The organism is Leifsonia sp. AG29 (assembly GCF_009765225.1).
Taxonomy (GTDB): Bacteria; Actinomycetota; Actinomycetes; order Actinomycetales; family Microbacteriaceae; genus Leifsonia.
Map to the genome: position 1 here is coordinate 2,182,246 of NZ_VMSF01000001.1, position 20,091 is coordinate 2,202,336.

The following is a 20,091-nucleotide window of genomic DNA, read 5'->3' on the forward strand; positions in this document are numbered from 1 at the left end:
CGTCAGCTGGCCGCCTCGGTGGCCGGTTCCGCGACCGGGAAGAGCGCCCCCAGAAGCGAGGCGACCCAGCCGATGAGTTCCGAGTCGGGCAGCGGTTCTCCGTTCACACGCGGCATCGGGACGGTGACGACCTTCGGCGCCGCGTGATACTTCGAACCGGGGTACATCCGCTGGAGGCGCACCTGCAGCGAGTCCGGCAGCTGCGCCGGGGCGAGCCGCAGGTTCGACCCCATCGCCACGACCTCGCCGAGCCCGGCCTTCTGCGCCGCGCGCCGCAGCCGTGACACCGCGATCAGGTTCGTCACGGGCTCGGGCGGCTGCCCGTAGCGATCGGTGAGCTCCTCGAGCACGAGGTCGATCTGCTCGTCCTTCGAGGTCGGCGAGCTCGCCGTCGAGAGCTTCTGGTACGCCTCCAGCCGGAGCCGCTCGCTGTCGACGTAGTCCTCGGGGATGTGCGCGTCGACGGGGAGCTCCAGGCGCAGCTCGGTCTGACCCTCGGCGACCTCGCCGCGGAACGTCAACACGGCCTCGCCGATCATGCGCAGGTAGAGATCGAAGCCGACGCCCGCGATGTGCCCGGACTGCTCGCCTCCGAGCAGGTTGCCGGCACCGCGGATCTCGAGGTCCTTGAGGGCGACCTGCATGCCCGATCCCAGGTCGTTGTTGGCGGCGATCGTCGAGAGACGGTCGTGGGCCGTCTCGCTCAGGGGCTTGTTCTCGTCCCAGAGGAAGTAGGCGTACGCGCGCTCGCGGCCGCGCCCGACGCGTCCGCGCAGCTGGTGCAGCTGGCTCAGGCCGTACTTGTCGGCGCGGTCGATGATGATCGTGTTCGCGTTGGCGATGTCGAGCCCGGTCTCGATGATGGTGGTCGAGACGAGCACGTCGAAGCGGCGCTCCCAGAAGTCGACGACGACCTGCTCCAGCGCGTGCTCGTTCATCTTGCCGTGCGCGACGCCGATCCGCGCCTCCGGGACCAGCTCGGCCAGCTTCGCGGCCATGCTCGAGATCGAGCCGACGCGGTTGTGCACGAAGAACACCTGGCCCTCGCGCAGCAGCTCGCGGCGGATCGCCGCAGCGACCTGCTTGTCGGAGTACGGACCGACGAAGGTGAGGATCGGGTGCCGGTCCTCGGGCGGGGTCGCCAGGGTCGACATCTCGCGGATGCCCGTGACGGCCATCTCGAGCGTCCGCGGGATCGGCGTCGCGCTCATCGCGAGGATGTCGACGTTGGTCTTGAGCTTCTTCAGCGCGTCCTTGTGCTCCACGCCGAACCGCTGCTCCTCGTCGATGATGACGAGGCCGAGGTCTTTGAACGACACCCCGTCGGCGAGGATGCGGTGGGTGCCGATCACGATGTCGACGGTGCCGTCGGCCATGCCGGCGAGCGTCTCGCGCGCCTCCTTGTCGGTCTGGAAGCGGCTGAGCTGACGCAGGTGCACCGGGAACCCGGCGAACCGCTCCTGGAAGGTCTCGGCGTGCTGCTTGACGAGGAGGGTCGTCGGCACGAGCACGGCGACCTGCTTGCCGTCCTGCACGGCCTTGAAGGCGGCCCGCACGGCGATCTCCGTCTTGCCGAATCCGACATCGCCCGAGATGAGGCGATCCATCGGGATCGGGCGCTCCATGTCGGCCTTGACCTCGTCGATCGTCTGCAGCTGATCGGGCGTCTCGGCGAAGGGGAAGGCCTCCTCCAGCTCGCGCTGCCACGGGGTGTCGGGCCCGAACGCGTGGCCCTTGCTCGCCATGCGCGCGGAGTAGAGCTTGACGAGCTCGACGGCGATGTCGCGCACGGCCCGGCGGGCACGGCCCTTGGCGGCCGCCCAGTCGCTGCCGCCCATCTTCGACAGCTGCGGCGCCTCCCCGCCGACGTAGCGGGTGAGGAGGTCGAGCTGGTCGGTGGGCACGTAGAGCTTGTCGCCGGGGTAGCCGCGCTTCGACGGCGCGTACTCGAGGACCAGGTACTCGCGCTTCGACTTGACGGCGTTGCGGCCGCCGCTCGACACCTCCCGCTGGGTGAGCTCGACGAACTTCCCGATGCCGTGGGTCTCGTGCACGACGTAGTCGCCCGGCTTGAGCTGCAGCGGGTCGACCACGTTCTTGCGGCGGGTGGCGAGCTTCTTGACCTGCCGCGAGTCGTACCCCACGGTGCGCCCGTAGAACTCGGCCTCACTGATGAGCGCGAGCTTCAGCTCGGGCACCTCGAAGCCGTGCTCGGCCGTGGCCCTCAGCAGGTAGGCGATGCCCGGTTCGGCCTCGACGGGGAACGAGTCGACCGACCGGGCCGGAAGTTCCGCCTCCGCCAGCACATCGGCTGCGCGTTCGACGAGCCCGGCGCCCTCCGCCACGACAGCGACCGACCAGCCCTCGCGCAGGCGGCCGCGCACGTGCTCGACGGCGCCCGACACGTTGCCCTGGAAGCTCGGGACCGTCTCGGCGTCGATGCGGATCTGGAGGTGCTCCTCGATCTCGCGATGCTCCGGCAGCACGTCGTCGGCCTGAAAAGCGCTGAGCGTCCACCACGGGTGGTCCGGGGCGGGCTCACCGGGCCGGCTGAACGTCACCGAGTCGCGCAGCTGCTGCAGCGTGAGGAAGTCGCCCGCGGCGAGATCGATCGGCGCGGCTGCGCCGACCGTCGCCGCGCTCCACGCCGCCGAGAGGAACTCGCGGTTGGTCTCGGCGAGGCTGACCGCCCGGGAGGCGACGCGCTCCGGCGAGAGGACGGCCACCGCCGCGCCGTCGGGCAGGTAGTGCGTGAGCGGCACGAGCCGGTCGACGAGCGCCGGGGCCAGCGACTCCATGCCCTCGACCGGGATGCCCTCGGCGATCTTGGCGAGCATCGAGGACAGGCTCGGGAACTCGTGCTCCATCTCGCGCGCCCGCTGGCGCACCGACTCGCTGAGCAGCAGCTCGCGGCTCGGCGGGAGGCTCACCGCGGCGATCGGCTCCGGGAGCGAGCGCTGGTCGGCCACCGAGAAGGCGCGGATCTGCTCGACCTCGTCGCCGAAGAAGTCGACCCGGTAGGGGTGGTCGGCGGTCGGCGGGAAGACGTCGAGGATGCCGCCGCGCACGGCGAACTCGCCGCGCCGCGTCACCATGTCGACGCGCGCGTAGGCGAGGTCGACGAGCTGCGATGCCAGCCCGCCGAGGTCGAACCCGCGAGCGCCGGCGGTGAGCTCGGCCGCCGCGTAGTCGGTGAGGTTGTCGGCCAGCGGCTGGAGCGCCGCGCGCACCGACGCGACGAGCACGAACGGCCGCGACCGGTCGCCTCCGGCCCACTCGGCGAGCCGCCGGAGCGCGGTGAGCCGCTTGCCGACGATCTCGGCGCTCGGGCTGAGCCGCTCATGCGGCAGCGTCTCCCACGCGGGGAACTCGACGATCTCGGCATCGGGGAGCACGCACGGCAGCGCGCCGCGGATCGACTCGGACTCGCGCCCGGTCGCCGTGATGAGCAGCAGCGCCTGCGCGCGCCCCTGCTCGGCGCGGCGGCCCAGCAGACCCGCCAGCAGCGGCGCGCTCATGCCGTCGACGAGGGAGAAGTCGGCGTCGCGGGTCGCGTACGCGAGCGCGTCGGCGAACGTGGAGGCGCGCGAGAGCGCGGCGATCAGCCCCTGGAGTATCACTCCGCCAAGTCTACGTCGCACGTCCGACAGGTCGACCGGGCGGCCGTCCGGGCTGCGTCAGATCCAGCCCTCGAGCGCCTTCATGAAGCCGTCGTGGTCGTCGCGGTTGATCACGTGGCCGGAGCCGGCGACCACGCGGACGTCGTAGCCGTCCTCCTTGAGGCGCTCGGCGAGCTCCGGCTTCACGAGGAACGAGTTGTCGGCCAGCATCACGAGCGACGGCACGGCCATCGTCACGGGGGCGCGCATCGTGCTGGGGCTCAGCACGACGGGGATCGCCGCGGGGTCGAACGCGCGGAACGACTCGACCTCGATCGCGACGTCGGCGGGGTGCCAGCGCGGGTTGCGCCGGGCGATCGCCGCCGCCGACTGACGCGCCAGGGTGCGCAGGAACGCCGGGGCGAGAAGCCGCTGGAACCAGCCCGCCGCGGGGCACGAGAAGGCGGGATCGATGTAGACCGCGCGCTTCGGCTGGAGGTGCTCCACGGCGAGGCTCGCGGTCAGTCCGCCCAGGGAGTGGCCGATGACGAGCTCGGGCCGGGCGGGGACGCTCTCGACGATGTCCTGCGCCATGAGCTCCGCGGTGTACTCCGACGCCCGGGGGCTGTGGCCGTGACCCCGGAGGTCGACGGCGACCACGTGATAGCCGCGATCGGCGAGCGCCGGGGCGACGCGCCGCCACGTGCGCGAGTCCGACATGACGCCGTGGACGAGGACCGCGTGGCGGTCGCCTTCGCCCCACTCGCGGGTGAACAACTGCATGCCCGAGACGGTACGCGTCGCGGCTGGTACGGAACCGTGCGTCGGCTACGCTCGGCCTGAGAGCGAGGCGTGAGTCCGGCGTGAGCGGTTCCGTCGGGGCCTCGCGTGGAGGGCGAACGATGACCGATCAACCGCCGAGCGCAGCGCCCGCACCGCAGCCGTTCCTGCCGCCGTACCCCGGACCGGGGTGGGCTCCGACGCCGGCGCTCGAGCGCCGCTCCAGTGGCCTGGGACTCGCCTCCATGTACCTCTCGCTGCCGCTCTTCGTGCTCTCGATCACCGCATCCGTCGTGGTGGGCATGAACATCGGGAGGCTCGCGACGCACAGCGCATCCGGCTTCCAGTTCAGCTCGTCGTCGCTCACTCCCGAGCAGGCGTCCGCGTTCGCGCCCATCGGACTGCTGATGGGGGCGCAGCTCCTGCTCGGCACGGCGATCGGCATCCTGGCGCTCGTCCTCGGGATCGTCGCCGTGTCGACGCGGCGCGGGCGGCCCTACGGCGTGGTGGGTGTCGTCGTGGCGGGGGCGGCACCCATCGTGTCGTTCGTGGTCTACGCGGCCCTCGCCGCGGCGACGCGCGGCACGGCCTGACCGGTCGGCCGCTCCGGGCGGCCGCACCCGCTCACCGGGCGGCGTGGAACCTGTTCTGGGCGGCCGTGAGTCCCTCGGCCGCGATCTGCTCGACCGCATCTGCCGCATCGGCGAGGAGGACCGGGAGGTTCTTGCGCTCCTCCGAGCCGAACGCCTTGAGGACGTGGTCGGCCGCGGCCTGGGAACCGGGAGGACGCCCGACGCCGACCCGCACCCGGGTGAAGTCACCGGTGCCGATCGCCTTGATGATGTCGCGGACGCCGTTGTGGCCGCCGTGGCCCCCGCCGTACTTCAGCCGGACCGTGTCGAACGGGATGTCGAGCTCGTCGTGGACGACGATGAGCCGGGAGGCGTCGAGCGAGTAGAACCGGAGCAGCTGCGACACCGGGCCGCCGGACACGTTCATGAACGTGTTCGGCTTCGCCAGGACGAAGCGAGGGCCGCCGGGGCTCAGCCGGCCCTCGGCGACCGTCGCGTTCGTCTTGTGCGTCTTGAAGGTCAGCCGACCGCGCTCGGCGAGCTCGTCGAGCACCATCTGACCCACGTTGTGACGCGTGGCCGCGTAGCCGGGCCCGGGATTGCCGAGCCCGACCACGAGCCAGGGGCCCTCCGTGTCGAGAGGACGGGGCATCGGAGGAGGTTACTCGGCGCTCTCGCCGGCCTCGGCCTCGGCCTCCGCGGCGGCCTCGGCGGCAGCGGTCTCCTCGTCCTCGGCGCGGGCGGACGCCGGCACCGCGATGTTGACGATGAGCAGCTCCTCGTCCTCGGCGAGGGTCGAGCCCTGCGGGAGCGCGAAGTCCTTGGCGAGGTACTGGGTGCCCTCGGGGGCGTCGGTGACGTCGAGCACGATGCGCTCGGGGATGTGGGTCGCCTCCGTCTCGAGACGGATGGTCGGCACCTCGAGCATGGCGATCGTGCCGGAGAACGGCTCGCCCTCGACGTGGACCGGCACCTCGACGACGACCTTCTCGCCGCGGCGGACCACGATGAGGTCGAGGTGCTCGACGACCTGCGACACCGGGTCCTTCTGGACGTCCTTCACGAGGGTGAGCTGGCTCTTGCCGGCGATGTCGAGGTCGAGGACCGCGTTCGCCTTGCGGAGGAGCAGCGAGACCTGGTGCGCCGGCACGGTCACGTGGACCGGGTCGGTGCCGTGGCCGTAGATCACCGCGGGGATCTTGCCGGCGGCGCGGATCTTGCGCGCCGCGCCCTTGCCGAAGCTGTCGCGCGTCTCCGCGACGACCTTGTTGGACTCGTCAGCCATGATGTTCTCCTTGCCGGCCGGGGCCGGCGGATCGGGCGAGTCGCTCGTGAGCGGCGCCTCGCAGTATGGGGTGTGTTCGACTCGAACGCATCGAAGTGCGCGAGGAAAGACTGCGTAGCCTGCTCCACCGCGTCGATAACGGATGCCGCGGGGCATCCCTCGCCGAAGTTCAGGTGTCGAGTCTACCCGATCGCGAGAGGCCGAGCGCGCCGGCGATCTGCTCCGCCAGCTCCTGGGGCGGCCGGCCGACGTCCAGGCGCAGACCGGTCTCGTCGGGCTGCAGCGGCTGGAGGGTCGCCAGCTGCGAGTCGAGGAGCGACACCGGCATGAAGTGCCCGGGCCGCTCGGACATCCGCGCGGCGAGCAGCTCGCGGGTGCCGTCCAGCTCCGCGAAGGCCGCTCCGGGCGCCTCCGCCCGGATGAGGTCGCGGTAAGTGCGCTTGAGCGCCGAGCACGCGACCACCACGCCCTTCGGCGCCGCCGACGCCAGCGTGCGGCCCACCTCGCGGAGCCAAGGGATGCGGTCCTCGTCGGTGAGCGGGACCCCTGAGGCCATCTTGGCGACGTTCGCCGGCGGGTGCAGGGCGTCCCCGTCGACGAAGGGCACTCCGAGCTCCCGCGCGAGCAGCTCGCCGACCGTGGTCTTGCCCGAGCCGGACACGCCCATCACCACCACCTGGACCCGCTCCACCCGTGACCCTCCCGCGCTGTCGCCGCTCACCAATCGTGCATCGAGCCGTCGAGCAGACGGTTCACCGGCAAGTATGCCGCCTGGTACGGGAAGGACTCGGCGAGCACCTCGTCGTAGTCGACGCCCAGGCCCGGCTCGTCACCCGGGCTCAGCATCCCGTCGGCGAACGAGTAGGTCGGCCGGAACAGCTCGTCGGTCTCCGGGCTGTGCTTCATGTACTCCTGGATCCCGAAGTTCGGGATGGCGACGCCCAGGATGTTCCGCGCCGACCGGTACATGCACCCCGACGAGGCCGGCTGGGCCGCCCGGCTGGAACGCCTGGGCGCCGCGGCGGACACCGACACGGCGACCTACGCCGGGCTTCTGGAGGCGCTCCGGGCACGTCGCCGGGTGTTCAAGGAGGCGGGAGGCACGGCGACCGACACCGGTGTGCGCGACGCGGGGTGCGAGCCGCTCGACGAAGCCGAGGCCTCGCGCATCCACCGCGCCGCCCTGGACGGGACCATGACGGCCGCCGAGGCCGTCGCCTACCGCCGCAACCTGCTCTACCGGCTCGCCGAGTTGTCGGCGGAGGACGGCCTCGTCATGCAGCTCCACCCCGGCGTGCTGCGCAACCACCACCGGCCGACCTTCGACGCGTACGGACCGGACACCGGCCACGACCTGCCCGCGGTCGGCGCCTTCACCGAGCCGCTGACGCCGATCCTGCGCGGCTTCGGCACCGACCCCGTGTTCCGGATCGTGCTGTTCACCGTCGACGAGACCGCGTTCTCCCGCGAGATCGGACCACTGGCCGGCTTCTACCCCTCGGTGTACGCCGGCGCCCCCTGGTGGTTCCTCGACACGCCCGATGCCATCCTGCGGTACCGCCGGGCCGTGACCGACAGCGCCGGGTTCGCCAAGACGAGCGGGTTCATCGACGGCACGCGCGCCTTCTGCAGCATCCCGGCACGCCACGACATGTCGCGGCGCGTCGACGCCTCCTATCTCGCGGGGCTCGTCGCCGAGCACCGGCTCGACGAGGAGGACGCCTTCGCGGTCGCGCGGCGGCTGGTCGACGACATCCCGCGGGCGACGTTCCGGCTCGGCTGACGGAACGGGCCGTCGGGGCATCACGGTACGCTGGAGGGACTGCTCGATTCTTGCCACCCGCGGGAGAGCTGACCCCCCGACTACATCCCCGTCGTGGCGGACGGCCCCCGTCCGTCGCGGCTACACGAAGGAGCATCACGTTGTCACAGGAAGCAACCGCCAATATCGGAGTCGTCGGTCTGGCGGTGATGGGCTCGAACCTGGCCCGCAACCTCGCCTCCCGCGAGGGCAACACGGTGGCGGTGTTCAACCGCACGTACGCCCGGACCGAGGAGCTGGTGAAGGCGCACCCGGAGGCCGGGTTCGTCTCGGCCGAGCAGATGGACGATTTCGTCGCCTCCCTCTCGAAGCCGCGCACCGCGATCATCATGGTGCAGGCCGGGAAGGGCACCGACGCGGTGATCGACCAGCTGGTGGAGCGGTTCGAGCCGGGCGACATCATCGTCGACGGCGGCAACGCGAACTTCCACGACACGATCGAGCGCGAGAAGCGCATCGCCCCCACGGGCATCCACTTCGTCGGCGCCGGGATCTCCGGCGGCGAGGAGGGCGCCCTGAACGGCCCGTCGATCATGCCGGGAGGCTCGGCCGAGTCGTACGAGACGCTCGGCCCGATCCTGGAGTCGATCGCCGCGGTCGCCGAGGGCGAGCCGTGCGTGACCCACGTGGGCACCGACGGCGCCGGTCACTTCGTGAAGATGATCCACAACGGCATCGAGTACGCCGACATGCAGCTGATCGCCGAGGCGTACGACCTGCTGCGCACGGTCGGCGGACTGTCGCCGGCCGAGATCGCGGACGTGTTCGCCGAGTGGAACAACGGCTATCTCGAGTCGTACCTGATCGAGATCACCGCGGAGGTGCTCCGCCAGGTCGACGCCGAGACCGGCAAGCCCTTCATCGACATCGTGCTCGACCAGGCCGGGTCCAAGGGCACCGGCGTGTGGACCGTGCAGAACGCCCTCGACCTCGGCGTCCCCGTCGGCGGCATTGCCGAAGCCGTGTTCGCCCGCGCCGTCTCCTCCAAGCCGGCGCAGCGCGCCGCCGTGCAGGCGACCCTGACATCGCGGCCCGAGGTGCAGAAGGCCGAAGACGTCGCCGCATTCGCCGACGACGTGTCCAAGGCGCTGTACGCCTCCAAGGTCGTCGCCTACGCGCAGGGCTTCGACGCGATCATCGCCGGCGCCGAGAAGTACGGGTGGGACATCCACAAGGACAAGATCGCGAAGATCTGGCGCGGCGGCTGCATCATCCGCGCCCAGTTCCTGAACCGCATCGCCGACGCCTACGACGAGAACCCCGACATCGCCACCCTGCTCGAGGCGCCGTACTTCGCCGACGCCGTCCGCGAGGGCGAGGCCGCCTGGCGCCGCATCGTCGCCACCGCCGCCCTCTCCGGAGTGCCCGTGCCCGGCTTCGGCGCCGCCCTGTCGTACTACGACTCGCTCGCCTCCACCCGCCTCCCCGCCGCCCTCGTGCAGGGTCAGCGCGACTTCTTCGGCGCGCACACCTACAAGCGCGTCGACAAGGACGGCACCTTCCACACCCTCTGGTCCGGCGACCGCACCGAGACCGAGTCCGAGGGCTCCTCGCACTGACGGAGCCCCGGTCGGCGCCCGCGTCGCGCTTGCGCAGCGCGACGCGGGCGCTCAGACTCAAGGGGTGACGTTCGAGGACCATCCCGAGCTCGCGGAGTACGAACCGCTCGGCGAGCGACCGCTGCGCGGCCGGACCATGACGGTGGCGACCCGGGTCTTCGTCGTGGTGGCGCTCGCGGCGCTGGTCCTGCCCGGCGTCCTGCTCACCGTGAACATCCAGAGCGCGACCGCCGCGTACACCTGCGAGGTCTACGCCAGGCATTACGTGCGCGACGCTCAGGGATCCGCGGCGCGGTTCGAGCTGACCGGACCGGCGGGGCCGGGCTGGCAGTGCTACGCGCTCAACACCGAGGGCGACTCGACGTGGGTGGCGCCGCTCGGGCTCATCCCCTCGGCGCCGCACGAACTCCCGTAGCCGCGCGCCCGCACCGGTCGCTCGCACATCGGTCGCTCCCGCATCCGCGGCTCCCGTATCCGCCGCTTCCGCATCCGCCGCTCGCGTATCCGCCGCTCCCGTATCCGCCGCTTCCGCATCCGCCGCTGCCGCATCGGTCGCTCCCACATCCGCCGCTCCCACATCCGCCGCTCCCGCATCCGCCGCTCCCGCATCCGCGGCTACCGTATCCGTCGCTCCCACATCCGCCTCTCCCGCATCCGCGGCTACCGTATCCGTCGCTCCCGCATCCGCGGCTCCCGCATCCGCGGCTCCCGCATCGGTCGCTAACGGAGGAAAACGGCCCCGGAACGGCCCCGGGCATCCTCCGTTCCCCGCGTACGCGGGGCAAACGCGCCCGATCATCCTCCCTACCCGACACAGCGCGGCTGGGCGGCTGCCCGAGGTCACGCAACGGCGAGTGCTGAGGGAGGATGAATCCGCTCCCGACGCGTCAGATGCGGCGAACGGAGGGGCTCGCAGCGGCAGCGTGCCGCCTAACCCTCCCTACTCGACGCGCTGGCGCCAGGCGGGAGCCCGGCAGCCACGCCAAGGCGAGCGCTGAGGGAGGATGAATCGACTCCCGAGGCCTCGGGCGCGGCGAACGGAGGGCGGTCGGCCCCGAGCGGCAGAATCATCCTCCGTTGCCGGCGCCGGGGGTCTCCGCCCACCGGCACCGCAGGGCCCGCGCCGGGCTAAGCGGCGCCGTCGAACATCGAGGTCACCGAGCCGTCGGTGAACACCTCGCGGATGGCGCTCGCGAGGAGCGGCGCGATCGAGAGCACCGTGAGGTTCTCCCACCGCTTGTGCTCCGGCAGCGGGAGGGTGTCGGTCACGACGACCTGGTCGATCGAGTCGCTCTGCAGCAGCTCGACCGCCGGGTCGCTGAACACGGCGTGCGTCGCGGCCACGACCACGCCGATCGCTCCGTTGGCCTTGAGCGCCTCGGCCGCCTTCACGATCGTGCGACCGGTGTCGATGAGGTCGTCGACGAGGAGGCAGACCCTCCCGCGGACGTCGCCGACGATCTCGTGGACGGAGACCTGGTTCGGCACGAGCGGGTCGCGGCGCTTGTGGATGATGGCGAGCGGCGCGCCGAGCTTGTCGCTCCAGATGTCGGCCACGCGCACGCGCCCCATGTCGGGCGACACGACGGTGAGCGTCTCCGGGTCGAGCTCGCGGCGCATGTGCTCGAGCAGCACCGGCATCGCGAAGAGGTGATCGACGGGACCGTCGAAGAAGCCCTGGATCTGCGCGGCGTGCAGATCGACCGACATGATGCGGTCGGCGCCGGCGGCCTTGAACAGGTCGGCGACGAGGCGCGCCGAGATCGGTTCGCGGCCGCGGCCCTTCTTGTCCTGACGGGCGTACGGGTAGAACGGGGCGACGACGGTGATGCGCTTCGCGGAGGCACGCTTGAGCGCGTCCACCATGATCAGCTGCTCCATGAGCCACTCGTTGATCGGGGAGGTGTGCGACTGGATCACGAAGGCGTCCGAGCCGCGCACGCTCTCGTCGAACCGGGCGTAGATCTCGCCGTTGGCGAAGGTGCGGGCGTCGGTGGGGACCAGCTCGCTGCCGAGGCACTCGGCGATCTCGTGCGCCAGTTGGGGATGTGCCCGACCGGAGATGAGGACGAGTCGCTTCTGACCGGTCGCGGTGATCCCTGACACTTATTCTCCGCTCTCTGCCGCGTCGGCCGCCTTCGCGGCCCTGTCGGCGTCGGTGCCCGGACGCTTCTCGGCGACCCAGCCTTCGATGTTGCGTTGCGGCGCGACCGTGATGGCGAGGGCTCCCGCCGGCACGTCCTTGCGGACGACCGTTCCTGCCCCCGTGTACGCTCCGTCACCCATCCTAACCGGCGCGACGAGCACGGTGTTCGTGCTGATCCGCACATCGGAGCCGATCTCGGTGCGGTGCTTGTTCACGCCGTCGTAGTTCGCGGTGATGACCCCGGCCCCGAGATTCCCGCGCGCGCCCACCTCGGCGTCGCCGACGTAGTTGAAGTGCGCGAGCTTCGTCCCCTCGCCGATCACTGCGTTCTTCGTCTCGCTGAAGGTGCCGATCTTGCCGCCGGCTCCGAGCACCGTGCCCGGGCGGAGGTACGAGAACGGCCCGACGGTCGCGCCCGCGCCGATGACCGACAGCGTCGCGTCGGCGCGCTTGACCGTCGCGCCCTCGCCGACCTCGCAGTCGAGCAGCGTGGTGTCGGGCCCGATGGTCGCGCCGGTCTTCACCACCGTCGCCCCGCGGATCTGGGTGCCGGGGAGGAGCGTCACATCGGGCGCGAGCTTCGCCTTCACATCGATCCAGGTGGTGGCCGGGTCCTGGACGGTGACGCCGGCGAGCTGCCAGGTCCGCACGAGGAGGGCGTTGAGCTTCGCGGCGGCGTCGCTGAGCTGGGCGCGGTCGTTGATGCCCTCGACGAGCCACGACTCCGGGACGGGGAGCGCGTCGACGTCGAACCCGGCCTCGCGGAGGAGGGCGATGACGTCGGTCAGGTACTTCTCGCCCTGCGCGTTGTCGGTCGAGACGAGCGCCAGCCGGTCGCGGAGGGCGGCCAGCCCGAACAGGTAGATGCCGGCGTTGATCTCGCCGATCCGCCGCTCGTCCTCGGTGGCGTCCTTGTGCTCCACGATGCGGTCGAGGTGCCCCTCCGGGGTGCGGACGATCCGGCCGTAGCCCGTCGCATCGGCCGGGAAGGACGACAGGATCGTCGCCGCGGCCTCGCCGGAGCGGTGCGCGGCGATGAGCTCGCGAAGGGTCGCGGCGTCGAGGAGGGGCACATCGCCGTTGACCACGAGGACGTCGCCGGCGAAGTCGGCCGGCAGCGCCTCCACCGCCTGCTCGACCGCGCGGCCGGTGCCCGGGACCTCGTCCTGGTCGACGATGACGGCCTCGGGCAGCTCCTGCGCGATCACCGCGGCGAGCCGGTCGCGCTCGTGGCGCACGACGGCCACGACGTGGGCCGCGTCCAGCTCCTTGGCGGTGGCGAGGACGTGCGCGACGATCGGGATGCCGCCGAGCTCGTGGAGGAGCTTCGGCGTCGCGGACTTCATCCGGGTGCCCTGACCCGCCGCGAGCACGACGATGGCGAGATTCTGGTCGGTCATGTCCCTCCCGGGTTCGTGTGTTCGCTCCGCCTCCAGGACTCGAACCTGGACCTAACAGCTCCAAAGGCTGTCGTGCTGCCATTACACCAAGGCGGAACACGCTCGCGCGCAGATGACAGTCTGCCAGACGGCCGCCGGGCGACCGCCCCGCCTCCGCCGGACGCACCGCGGTGCCCGCCGTGTCGCGCGGGTCAATAACATGGAGGAATGGCAGAGGCTCGCGACGAGGTGGACCGCATCGTCGACGCGTGGCTGCGCGAGCGTCCCGATCTCGACTTCTCGCCCCTCCAGGTGCTCTCGCGGGTGGACCGCCTGTCGCGCCACCTCGACCGGGCCCGGCGGGCCGCCTTCGAGCGCTCCGACCTCGATTCGTGGGAGTTCGACGTGCTCGCCGCGCTGCGTCGTGCGGGCAGCCCGTACCAGCTGAGCCCGAAGGCGCTGCTGCAGCAGACGCTCGTGTCATCCGGCACCATGACGAACCGGATCGACCGGCTGGTGGCTCGCGGACTCGTCGAGCGGCGGACCGACCCCAACGACGGCCGGGGCATCCTCGTCCAGATGACGGCTCAGGGCCTGACCCGGGTGGACGCCGCGATCACCCGCCTGGTGGATGCCGAAGCGGAGCTGCTCGAGGGGCTGTCGGCCGCCGACGCGGACCGGCTGTCGGCCCTCCTCCGCAAGCTGAGCCTGGGCTTCGACGCGACGGCCTGACCCGGCCGCCGTGGCGGTCCCCGGGCGCCGTCACGGGCGGCTCCCAGCAGACCGTTATCCCGCGTTCATAAAATCGTGGCGATGAGACTCTCCCGACTGACGCGGCTGCCGTCGCGCGTGAAGCGCGCCGCCCGCTACGAGATCCACGCCCACTGGAGGCGGCGCCCCATCGTCCTCGGGTCGGTCTTCTACGAGTCGTTCTCGGGCAACGGGATGCTCGACAACCCGGAGGCGCTGTTCCGCGAACTGCTCGCGGCGCCCGACCTCAAGCACTTGACGCACATCTGGGCGCTCTCCGACTTCGGGCAGTACCGCGCCGCCGTGGAGGAGTTCGCCGGCGACCCGCGGGTGCACTTCGTCAAGTACGGCTCCCCCGCCTACTTCCGCGCGCTCGCGACCAGCCAGTACCTCGTCAACAATGCGACGTTCCCGATCGATTTCGCCAAGCGTCCGGGGCAGATCTACCTCAACACGTGGCACGGCACCCCCCTCAAGCGCATGGGCTACGACATCGCCGACGGTGCCCTCGCCACGGCGAACATCATCCGGAACTTCGTGCAGGCCGACTACCTGCTGGCGGCCAACCCGTTCATGGCCGACCAGATGTACGAGCGCGGGTACAAGCTCACCGGCATCTACCGCGGGACCATCATCGAGGAGGGCTACCCGCGCATCGACCGCCAGCTCCTCGACGACGCCGGCCGCGCCGACGTGCGTCGCCGGCTCGTGGACGCCGGCCTCCCGATCGGCGACCGCAAGATCGTGCTGTACGCGCCGACCTGGAAGGGCGCCACGTTCGGCCGCCCCACCGACGACCTCGACGAGCTCATGGCGCACGTCGCCCGGATCGAGGAGCGCATCGACACGAGCCGGTACACGGTGCTTCTCAAGACGCATCAGACCGTGCACAAGCTGGCGGCCGAGCGCCCAGAGCTGAAGCGGATGCTCGTGCCGAACGAGCTCCCGACGAACCTCGTGCTCGGCGCGTCCGACATCCTCATCTCGGACTACTCGAGCATCTTCTTCGACTTCCTGCAGACCGGGCGCCCGATCGTCTTCTTCACCCCGGACCTCGCCGACTACGCGGGCACCCGCGGGCTCTACTTCGAACCCGAGGAGTGGCCCGGCCCGGTGCTCATGTCGGCCGGCGAGGTGGGCGACGCGCTCCACGGCATCGCCGAGAGCGGCGACGCCGTCCCGGAGGCGCACCGGGAGCGCTACCGGTCGATGCAGGAGCGCTTCACCCCGTACGAGGACGGCGAGGCGTCGAAGCGCGTCATCGACATCGTCTTCCGCGGCGAGCGCGACGGTCGCCGCCTCCGCACCGGGCTCGACGACGACGGCCGCGAGAAGATCCTCCTGTACCTGGGCGGGATGCGGCCGAACGGGATCACCACCTCCGCGCTCAACCTTCTGAACAACATCGACCACGAGCGCTACGACGTCTCCGCGTTCTTCGCCCAGAGCGGGTCGCGGGTCGTCATCGCCAAGCAGTCGCAGATCAACCCGGCCGTGCGCCAGTTCCCGCGGGTGGGCGGCATGAACGGGGCGAAGCTCCTCCACCTCGCCCGCCACGTCGAGTTCCGGCGGGGGCGGATCGCGCAGCACTCGGAGACCCCGGCGCAGAACGCCCTGTGGGACGACGAGTGGTACCGCTGCTTCGGCGACAGCCGGTTCGACTACGTGGTCGACTTCTCGGGGTACGGGCCGTTCTGGGCGACCCTCCTGCTGCACTCCCCCGCGGCGCAGCGGGCGATCTGGCTGCACAACGACCTCGCCTCGGACGCCCACCGCGAGGTGAACGGCCAGAAGCGGATGCTCCACAGCCTCACGCAGATCTTCACCCTCTACGGGCAGTACGACCACCTCGTGTCCGTGTCGCCGACCCTCTCCGCGATCAACCGCGAGTCGCTCTCGGAGTACGCCGCCCCGGCGAAGTTCGTCTCGGCGCTCAACACGGTCGACGCCGAGCACATCCTCGAGAACGCGCGGGCGGACCTCCACGAGCTCGCCTTCGACGAGGAGACCGGCACCCTCCCCGAGTGGGCTGAGCAGCTGCTCGGCGACGACGACGTGACCACGTTCGTCACGGTCGGGAGGCTCTCCCCGGAGAAGAACCAGGCGCGGCTCATCCGGGCGTTCGCCCCGGTGCACGCCGACAACCCGAACACGCGGCTCGTCGTCGTCGGCAGCGGGCCGCTCGAGGACGAGCTGCGCACCCTGATCTCCTCTCTGGGGCTGGAGCACGCGGTCTTCCTCACGGGCATGCAGCCGAACCCGCACGCGATCATGGCGCACGCCGACTGCTTCGTGCTCTCGAGCGACTACGAGGGCCAGCCGATGGTGATCCTGGAGGCGCTGGTCCTCGACCTGCCGATCGTCACGGTCGAGTTCGCCTCCGCCAAGAACGCGCTTCCCGCGGGCAGCGGCCTCGTCGTGCCGCAGACCGACGAGGGCGTCGCCACCGGGCTCCGCGCCTTCCTCGCGGGCGAGGTCCCGGCGAACCACTTCGACCACGAGGCGTACAACCGCAAGGCGGTCGGCGAGTTCTACCGCGCCATCGGCGCCGTGCCGGAGGCTGCGCCGGTCGAGCGCTGAGGGGCCGCGCGGTTCGTCCGCGCGCCCTCCCCCTCCCTGGTTCCGGGGCACATTCGTGCCGAATGCGGCCCCCGGGGCCCCGCTGGGCCGCATTCGTGACGAATGTGGCTTCCGGGCCTCAGCGCCGCATCACGCCCGGGCGACCAGCGCGCCCACGTCGACACGAGGCGGCAGCTCTCCGTACAGCGCGCCCCGCTCCGGTCCGAGGCGGGAGGCGACGAAAGCGTCGGCCACCGGCGCGGGCGCGTGGCGGATCAGCAGCGCGGCCTGCAACGACTGCGCGAGCGCGGCGACGAGCCCCCGGGCGGAGGCCTCGTCCGCAGCACGGACCCCCGCACGCAGTCCGTCGTGATGCTCGTCGAACACGCGGTGCTCGCCGCGGGCGGCCGCGAGCTCGGCGTCGAACGCCTCCCACGCCTCCGGCTCCCGGCGCAGGGCGCGGAGCACGTCGAGGGCGATCACGTTGCCCGATCCCTCCCAGACCGCCATGACCGGCTGCTCGCGGTAGCGGCGCGCGAGGGGGAAGGCCTCGGTGTACCCGTTCCCGCCGAGGCACTCGAGCGCCTCGGCGGCGTGCCCGGGGCCGCGCTTGCAGACCCAGTACTTGGCAGCCGCCGTCGCCAGCCGCCGGAAGGCGACCTCCGACTCGGACGCGTCGGCGTCGTGCGCCCGCGCGAGGCGGAGAGCGAGCGTCGTGGCCGCCTCCGACTCGAGCGCCAGGTCGGCGAGCACGGCCGTCATCGCGGGCAGGTCGACGAGCCGTGCCCCGAAGGCCGAGCGATGCCGCACGTGCCAGGCGGCCTCGGCCACGGCCTGACGCATCCCCGCGGCCGACCCGAGGACGCAGTCGAGCCGTGTGCGGTTCACCATCTCGAGGATCGTCCGGACGCCGCGTCCCTCCTCGCCGACGAGGTACCCGACCGTGTCCGCGAACTCCACCTCGGCGGAGGCGTTCGACCGGTTCCCGAGCTTGTCCTTCAGCCGCTGCAGCAGAAAGACGTTGCGGGTTCCGTCATCGAGGACGCGCGGCACCAGGAAGCAGCTGAGCCCCCGCGCGGTCTGAGCCAGCACGAGGAAGGCGTCGGACATCGGCGCCGAGCAGAACCATTTGTGACCGGTGATCAGCCACCGCCCGTCCCCGTCCGCGAGGGCCCGGGTGGTTCCGGCACGCACGTCCGATCCTCCCTGTTTCTCGGTCATCGCCATGCCGACGAGCGCCGAGGACTTCCCGGGGCGCAGGCGCCCGTCGTAGTCGCGGCTCAGGAGGCGCGGCAGCCACTCGGCCGTGAGGTCCGGGCTCGCGGCGAGCGCCGGCACCGCGGCGTGCGTCATCGACACCGGGCAGGCGTGCCCCGGCTCGACCTGCGCGAAGAGCATGAAGGCGGCGGCCCGGGCGACGTTCGCCCCCGGTCGCGGGTCCGCCCACGCGGAGGTGTGGGCTCCGGCGCCGACGGCGGCCGCGATGACCCGGTGGTAGCTCTCGTCGTACTCGACCTCGTCGATGCGGTTGCCCCAGCGGTCGAAGGCGCGCAGCTGCGGCTCCGCGACGTTCGCCCGCTCGGCGTCCTCCTGGAACGCGGCCGTGCCCACCAAGCGGCCGACCTCGCCCAGCGCCGGAACCGCCCACTCCGCCCCGAACCGCTCGACGCCCTCCCGCAGCGGCGCATGGGCGGCGAACTCGTCCACGTCGACACGCGGCGGCGGCTGGTTCACGACGACGTGGGTGGCCATGGCCCGTCAGTCTAGTGTCCGCGGCGCTCAGCCCTCGAGCCGCTCCGAGAGCTCGAGCCAGCGCGTCTCGGCGTCGGCGATCTCAGCCTCCAGCGCCCGCAGCTGCTCGGTCAGGGCGGCGAGCCCGACGTAGTCGCTCTGGTCGTGCCGCGCGAGCTCCTCGTGCTTCACGGCGACCTGGTCGCCCAGTTTCGCGAGCCTCCGGTCGAGGGCGGCCAGCTCCTTCTCGGCGGTCCGCAACGCGGCCCCGCTGAGCGCCGGGGACGCCGCAGCGGGCGTGCTCGACGGGGAGGCGGCGCTCGCGCTCGCCGGTGCCGTCCCGGCAGCGCTCTGAGCGGCCCGCAGCCGCAGGTACTCGTCGATCCCGCCCGGGAGGTGCCGCAGCGCGCCGTCCATGACCGCGTACTGCTGGTCCGTGACCCGCTCGATCAGATAGCGGTCGTGGGAGACGACGAGGAGCGTGCCCGGCCACGAGTCGAGGAGGTCCTCCATCGCCGCGAGCATGTCGGTGTCGAGGTCGTTCGTCGGTTCGTCGAGGATCAGCACGTTCGGCTCGTCCAGCAGGATGAGCAGCAGCTGGAGGCGCCGCCGCTGGCCCCCCGACAGGTCTTTCACCGGGGTGGAGAGCTGGGCGTTCGTGAAGCCGAGCCGTTCGAGCATCTGCCCGGGCGACACCTCCTTGCCGCCCGCCAGGTACGTGGTGCGCTTGTCGGCGACGACCGCGCTGACCCGCTGGTCGCGGATGTCGTCGAGCTCCGCCAGCTGCTGCGTCAGCGTCGCGATCTTGACGGTCTTGCCGCGCTTGACCGTCCCCGAGTCGGGCTTCACCGTCCCGGCGACGAGTCCGAGGAGCGTCGACTTGCCGGCGCCGTTCACACCGAGGATCCCCGTGCGCTCTCCGGGCGCGATGCGCCACTCGACCCGGTTCAGAACGGTCTTCGGCGGGTACGACACCGACACGTCGATGAGGTCGACGACATCCTTGCCGAGCCGCGCCGTCGCGAGCTTGGTCAGCTCGACGGCGTCGCGCGGCGGCGGCTCGTCGGCGATGAGCACGGCGGCCGCGTCCATCCGGAACTTCGGCTTGGACGTGCGGGCGGGCGCGCCCCGGCGGAGCCAGGCGAGCTCCTTGCGCATCAGGTTCTGGCGCTTCGTCTCGGCGACGGCCGCCATCCGGTCGCGCTCGACGCGCTGCAGGACGTACGCCGCGTACCCGCCCTCGAAGGGCTCGACGATCCCGTCGTGCACCTCCCAGGTCGCGGTCGACACCTCGTCGAGGAACCAGCGGTCGTGCGTCACGACGACGAGGGCGCCCGCTCCGCTGGGCCAGCGGGAGCGGAGGTGCCGCGCCAGCCAGGAGACGCCCTCCAGATCGAGGTGGTTGGTCGGCTCGTCGAGGAACAGGATGTCGTGGTCGTGCACGAGGAGCGCCGCTAGGGCCACGCGGCGCCTCTGGCCGCCCGAGAGCTCCCCGATCGTCGCCTCCCACCGGATGTCGGAGACGAGCCCGGCGAGGACGTCCCGCACGCGGGGATCGCCCGCCCAGAGGTGCTCCTCCCGGTCGCCGACGATGGCGCGACCCACGGTGAGCTGCGGAGGGAGCTCGTCCCGCTGGTCGAGCATCCCGACCGTCACGCCCCGGCGGCGGGTGACGCGGCCGGAGTCCGGCTCGAGGCGCCCCGAGAGCAGCGCCAGGAGGGTCGACTTGCCGTCGCCGTTGCGGCCCACGATCCCGATGCGGTCGCCCTCGGCGATGCCGACGGTCAGCGACTCGAACACGGTGCGCGTGGGGTATTCGAGGTGCAGGGATTCCGCGCCGAGGAGATGAGCCATGAGGCTCCCCAGCCTATCGCCGCGGCGCTCGCCCCCTTTACGGGGGAAGGAGGGA

The 20,091-nt window shown here is 71.5% G+C and carries 16 protein-coding genes and 1 tRNA gene; 6 read left to right on the top strand and 11 right to left on the bottom strand.

What is annotated here, in order from left to right; genetic code table 11:
• Positions 1–2 precede the first annotated feature (2 nt).
• Positions 3–3,620 carry a transcription-repair coupling factor gene (gene mfd / locus FPT20_RS10505; protein ID WP_158865057.1) on the bottom strand — a complete coding sequence of 1,206 codons (3,618 nt, stop codon included), beginning with the start codon at positions 3,618–3,620 and terminating at the stop codon, positions 3–5.
• A 57-nt stretch (positions 3,621–3,677) separates the two neighbouring features.
• Positions 3,678–4,382, bottom strand: a complete 705-nt coding sequence (locus tag FPT20_RS10510) for an alpha/beta fold hydrolase (RefSeq protein ID WP_158865059.1) — start codon at positions 4,380–4,382, stop codon at positions 3,678–3,680.
• Positions 4,383–4,501: 119 nt separating this feature from the next.
• Between FPT20_RS10510 and FPT20_RS10515 the strand changes: the two genes are divergently transcribed.
• Positions 4,502–4,972, top strand: a complete 471-nt coding sequence (locus tag FPT20_RS10515) for a hypothetical protein (protein ID WP_158865061.1) — start codon at positions 4,502–4,504, stop codon at positions 4,970–4,972.
• Between the two features lie 31 nt (positions 4,973–5,003).
• Here FPT20_RS10515 and pth read toward each other — a convergent pair whose 3' ends face one another.
• The 4 genes from pth to FPT20_RS10535 all read right to left on the bottom strand — a co-directional run bounded on the left by pth (position 5,004) and on the right by FPT20_RS10535 (position 7,142).
• The gene (gene pth / locus FPT20_RS10520; RefSeq protein WP_158865063.1) at positions 5,004–5,603 is read right to left on the bottom strand and encodes an aminoacyl-tRNA hydrolase; all 600 of its coding nucleotides are present in this window, start codon (positions 5,601–5,603) and stop codon (positions 5,004–5,006) included.
• A 9-nt stretch (positions 5,604–5,612) separates the two neighbouring features.
• Positions 5,613–6,236, bottom strand: a complete 624-nt coding sequence (locus FPT20_RS10525; RefSeq protein WP_158865065.1) for a 50S ribosomal protein L25/general stress protein Ctc — start codon at positions 6,234–6,236, stop codon at positions 5,613–5,615.
• Between the two features lie 169 nt (positions 6,237–6,405).
• Positions 6,406–6,957 carry a gluconokinase gene (locus FPT20_RS10530; protein ID WP_233265471.1) on the bottom strand — a complete coding sequence of 184 codons (552 nt, stop codon included), beginning with the start codon at positions 6,955–6,957 and terminating at the stop codon, positions 6,406–6,408.
• The gene (locus FPT20_RS10535; protein WP_325064785.1) at positions 6,954–7,142 is read right to left on the bottom strand and encodes a hypothetical protein; all 189 of its coding nucleotides are present in this window, start codon (positions 7,140–7,142) and stop codon (positions 6,954–6,956) included. The genes FPT20_RS10530 and FPT20_RS10535 overlap by 4 nt, the downstream gene beginning before the upstream one ends.
• On the opposite strand from FPT20_RS10535, the gene FPT20_RS10540 reads away from it, so the two are divergent.
• The 3 genes from FPT20_RS10540 to FPT20_RS10550 all read left to right on the top strand — a co-directional run bounded on the left by FPT20_RS10540 (position 7,141) and on the right by FPT20_RS10550 (position 10,032).
• Complete coding sequence (locus tag FPT20_RS10540) at positions 7,141–8,019, top strand: glucuronate isomerase (protein WP_325064786.1); 879 nt, start codon at positions 7,141–7,143, stop codon at positions 8,017–8,019. The genes FPT20_RS10535 and FPT20_RS10540 overlap by 2 nt on opposite strands.
• A 140-nt stretch (positions 8,020–8,159) precedes the next feature.
• Complete coding sequence (gndA, locus tag FPT20_RS10545) at positions 8,160–9,617, top strand: NADP-dependent phosphogluconate dehydrogenase (protein ID WP_442786485.1); 1,458 nt, start codon at positions 8,160–8,162, stop codon at positions 9,615–9,617.
• 64 nt (positions 9,618–9,681) lie between these two features.
• The gene (locus tag FPT20_RS10550; RefSeq protein WP_158865067.1) at positions 9,682–10,032 is read left to right on the top strand and encodes a hypothetical protein; all 351 of its coding nucleotides are present in this window, start codon (positions 9,682–9,684) and stop codon (positions 10,030–10,032) included.
• Positions 10,033–10,745: 713 nt separating this feature from the next.
• Here the strand turns inward: FPT20_RS10550 and FPT20_RS10555 are convergent.
• The 3 genes from FPT20_RS10555 to FPT20_RS10565 all read right to left on the bottom strand — a co-directional run bounded on the left by FPT20_RS10555 (position 10,746) and on the right by FPT20_RS10565 (position 13,259).
• A complete protein-coding gene (locus FPT20_RS10555; RefSeq protein ID WP_158865069.1) occupies positions 10,746–11,723 on the bottom strand; it encodes a ribose-phosphate diphosphokinase in 978 nt (325 codons plus the stop codon).
• Positions 11,724–13,163 carry a bifunctional UDP-N-acetylglucosamine diphosphorylase/glucosamine-1-phosphate N-acetyltransferase GlmU gene (glmU, locus tag FPT20_RS10560; protein ID WP_158865071.1) on the bottom strand — a complete coding sequence of 480 codons (1,440 nt, stop codon included), beginning with the start codon at positions 13,161–13,163 and terminating at the stop codon, positions 11,724–11,726. It lies immediately after the preceding gene.
• A 24-nt stretch (positions 13,164–13,187) separates the two neighbouring features.
• A tRNA-Gln gene (locus FPT20_RS10565) sits at positions 13,188–13,259 on the bottom strand.
• Positions 13,260–13,370: 111 nt separating this feature from the next.
• On the opposite strand from FPT20_RS10565, the gene FPT20_RS10570 reads away from it, so the two are divergent.
• Complete coding sequence (locus tag FPT20_RS10570; RefSeq protein WP_158865073.1) at positions 13,371–13,874, top strand: MarR family winged helix-turn-helix transcriptional regulator; 504 nt, start codon at positions 13,371–13,373, stop codon at positions 13,872–13,874.
• 81 nt (positions 13,875–13,955) lie between these two features.
• Positions 13,956–16,472 (top strand): glycosyltransferase, encoded by a 2,517-nt coding sequence (locus FPT20_RS10575; protein WP_158865075.1) that lies wholly within the window; start codon positions 13,956–13,958, stop codon positions 16,470–16,472.
• 129 nt (positions 16,473–16,601) lie between these two features.
• Here FPT20_RS10575 and FPT20_RS10580 read toward each other — a convergent pair whose 3' ends face one another.
• The gene (locus FPT20_RS10580) at positions 16,602–18,203 is read right to left on the bottom strand and encodes an acyl-CoA dehydrogenase family protein (protein ID WP_158865077.1); all 1,602 of its coding nucleotides are present in this window, start codon (positions 18,201–18,203) and stop codon (positions 16,602–16,604) included.
• A 27-nt stretch (positions 18,204–18,230) separates the two neighbouring features.
• The gene (locus FPT20_RS10585) at positions 18,231–20,036 is read right to left on the bottom strand and encodes an ABC-F family ATP-binding cassette domain-containing protein (RefSeq protein ID WP_158865079.1); all 1,806 of its coding nucleotides are present in this window, start codon (positions 20,034–20,036) and stop codon (positions 18,231–18,233) included.
• Between the last annotated feature and the right edge of the window lie 55 nt (positions 20,037–20,091).

Excerpts from the sequence above, each read along its gene's own strand:
- FPT20_RS10570 (WP_158865073.1), top strand. The coding sequence starts at position 13,371 with ATGGCAGAGGCTCGCGACGAGGTGGACCGCATCGTCGACGCGTGGCTG.
- pth (WP_158865063.1), bottom strand. The coding sequence starts at position 5,603 with ATGCCCCGTCCTCTCGACACGGAGGGCCCCTGGCTCGTGGTCGGGCTC.
- FPT20_RS10540 (WP_325064786.1), top strand. The coding sequence starts at position 7,141 with ATGTACTCCTGGATCCCGAAGTTCGGGATGGCGACGCCCAGGATGTTC.
- FPT20_RS10585 (WP_158865079.1), bottom strand. The coding sequence starts at position 20,036 with ATGGCTCATCTCCTCGGCGCGGAATCCCTGCACCTCGAATACCCCACG.
- FPT20_RS10525 (WP_158865065.1), bottom strand. The coding sequence starts at position 6,236 with ATGGCTGACGAGTCCAACAAGGTCGTCGCGGAGACGCGCGACAGCTTC.
- FPT20_RS10535 (WP_325064785.1), bottom strand. The coding sequence starts at position 7,142 with ATGAAGCACAGCCCGGAGACCGACGAGCTGTTCCGGCCGACCTACTCG.
- FPT20_RS10575 (WP_158865075.1), top strand. The coding sequence starts at position 13,956 with ATGAGACTCTCCCGACTGACGCGGCTGCCGTCGCGCGTGAAGCGCGCC.
- FPT20_RS10510 (WP_158865059.1), bottom strand. The coding sequence starts at position 4,382 with ATGCAGTTGTTCACCCGCGAGTGGGGCGAAGGCGACCGCCACGCGGTC.
- FPT20_RS10580 (WP_158865077.1), bottom strand. The coding sequence starts at position 18,203 with ATGGCCACCCACGTCGTCGTGAACCAGCCGCCGCCGCGTGTCGACGTG.
- glmU (WP_158865071.1), bottom strand. The coding sequence starts at position 13,163 with ATGACCGACCAGAATCTCGCCATCGTCGTGCTCGCGGCGGGTCAGGGC.
- FPT20_RS10515 (WP_158865061.1), top strand. The coding sequence starts at position 4,502 with ATGACCGATCAACCGCCGAGCGCAGCGCCCGCACCGCAGCCGTTCCTG.